Raw genomic sequence first — 289 nt, forward strand, 5'->3', positions numbered from 1 at the left:
GCATCACGCTGGCGGTCGTCGGCGCGGTGGTCGCGGAGTTCGTCTCGTCGGACCGTGGGCTCGGCTATCTGCAACTGGTGGCCAACTCTAAGCTGGATATTACGATGCAATTCTGCGTTATCGTCATGCTGGGCGCGATCGGCCTGGCGCTCTACAACATCGTCGGTCTGATCGAGAAAATCGCGCTGCCATGGTATCGCGCAGCCAGAGGAGGCGAATAGCATGTCAGCACAGCCTATCGTTATTCGTGAGGTGGAGAAGACGTTCCAGACCCGGGGCGGTGCCGTGC

General features: G+C 60.2%; 1 pseudogene. It reads left to right on the plus strand.

From position 1 onward, the window contains the following. Nucleotides 1–221 (plus strand): annotated as a pseudogene (locus tag PA598K_RS08480) (ABC transporter permease); the annotation flags it as partial. Nucleotides 222–289: the final 68 nt, after the last annotated feature.

It is taken from the genome of Paenibacillus sp. 598K (assembly GCF_003851045.1).
In the GTDB taxonomy this organism is placed as follows: Bacteria; Bacillota; Bacilli; order Paenibacillales; family Paenibacillaceae; genus Paenibacillus_D.